The sequence below is a fragment of the Metabacillus niabensis genome, from assembly GCF_902829255.1.
In the GTDB taxonomy this organism is placed as follows: domain Bacteria; phylum Bacillota; class Bacilli; order Bacillales; family Bacillaceae; genus Metabacillus; species Metabacillus niabensis.
In genome coordinates this window covers 1-1,599 of sequence record NZ_CADEPK010000044.1, presented here as the reverse complement: position 1 = coordinate 1,599, position 1,599 = coordinate 1, and the positions used below count along the sequence as shown (strand labels likewise).

General features: G+C 32.3%; 2 protein-coding genes. Both read left to right on the top strand.

What is annotated here, in order from left to right; genetic code table 11:
- The first annotated feature begins 100 nt into the window (after positions 1 to 100).
- On the top strand, positions 101 to 1,054 hold the full coding sequence (gene msrB, locus HU235_RS06580; RefSeq protein WP_095301278.1) for a peptide-methionine (R)-S-oxide reductase MsrB: 954 nt from the start codon (positions 101 to 103) through the stop codon (positions 1,052 to 1,054).
- A gap of 323 nt (positions 1,055 to 1,377) precedes the next feature.
- Complete coding sequence (locus HU235_RS06575) at positions 1,378 to 1,509, top strand: YjcZ family sporulation protein (protein ID WP_095301277.1); 132 nt, start codon at positions 1,378 to 1,380, stop codon at positions 1,507 to 1,509.
- Positions 1,510 to 1,599: the final 90 nt, after the last annotated feature.

The following is a 1,599-nucleotide window of genomic DNA, read 5'->3' as shown; positions in this document are numbered from 1 at the left end:
ATTATAATCTATTTCATTTGCTTCCCAAAACGGTTTGCTTTTCATGATTTATTCCAATGCTATATAATAAAAATAATGATGATGTGGAGGATGATAAATAATGAATGATAAATATGAATTAGCAACATTTGCAGGAGGCTGTTTTTGGTGTATGGTACAACCTTTTGATGAGCTTCCTGGAATTGAGAGTGTTATATCAGGTTATACAGGTGGAGAAAAGGAAAATCCTACATATGAAGAAGTTTGCTCAGATACAACTGGACATGTAGAAGCAGTTCAAATTACCTTTCAACCAAATTTATTTCCATATGAAAAGCTACTTGAATTATTTTGGCAGCAAATTGATCCAACTGACGCCGGCGGCCAATTTTTTGACCGTGGTGAATCGTATCAAACAGCTATTTTTTATCATAATGAGCAGCAAAGAATACTTGCTGAACAATCCAAACAAGAATTAGAAGAAAGTGGTCGGTTTTCAAAACCAATTGTAACGAAAATTGTTGAAGCAAAACCATTTTATCCTGCTGAAGAGTATCATCAAGATTTTTATAAAAAAAGCACGGCTAGATATAAGCAATATCGTGCGGGATCTGGCAGAGATCGCTTTATTGAACAGCATTGGAAACAAAAAGATCAAAACAAACTTAAAAAGATATTAAATCCAATGCAATATGAGGTTACACAAAATAATGGAACTGAGCCTCCTTTTCATAATGAATATTGGAATCAGGATGAAGAAGGGATTTATGTAGATATCGTATCTGGAAAGCCGTTATTTAGTTCGAAAGATAAATACGATGCAGGTTGTGGGTGGCCAAGCTTTACTAAGCCAATTCAAGATTTTGAAATAGTTGAAAAAATCGATACAACCCATGGGATGATCCGAACTGAAGTAAGAAGTAAAACCGCAGATTCACATCTTGGACATGTCTTCAATGATGGACCTGGTCCAACTGGGTTAAGGTATTGTATTAACTCTGCTGCTTTAAAATTTATTCCAAAACGTGACCTTGAAAAAGAAGGTTATGGGAAATACCTACAATTATTTAACTGACATTGTTCCTTGTGTTTATTTTAATGAAGAAAAAATGATTGGGTAAATAAAGGTGAGGTAAATCTAATCTGACTGAAAATGGTGTACATTATTTGATGCTCTAATAATGTTGGATACTTTTTTAATGAAACCTTATCTATCTTATATATGAACCTTCTAGAAGGTTATTATTGAATGACTATAGTGATTGAAGAGTACTTAGAAAGATTATTTGAGTATTTATTAAATAAAACTATAAAATTAGGCAATTGCCCTATACCATTCACCCACTTCTAACATAACGTAAAGAGAAAACGAAATTTAAAAAATGAGGAGTGAATGATATGCATTGCTACTATGATCATCATTATGGATATCCTTATGGAAACGTAGGCTATGGATTAGGAAATAGTTTTGTGTTAATTGTTGTTCTATTTATTTTGTTAATTATTGTTGGAGCAGCATATGTACATTAATCAGAAGCTGATTGAGTCCCTATAATGGGACTCTTTTTTAATTTTCTCTCAACCGTAAATACAGTTTAAATGTTAACTAAAATATAGATA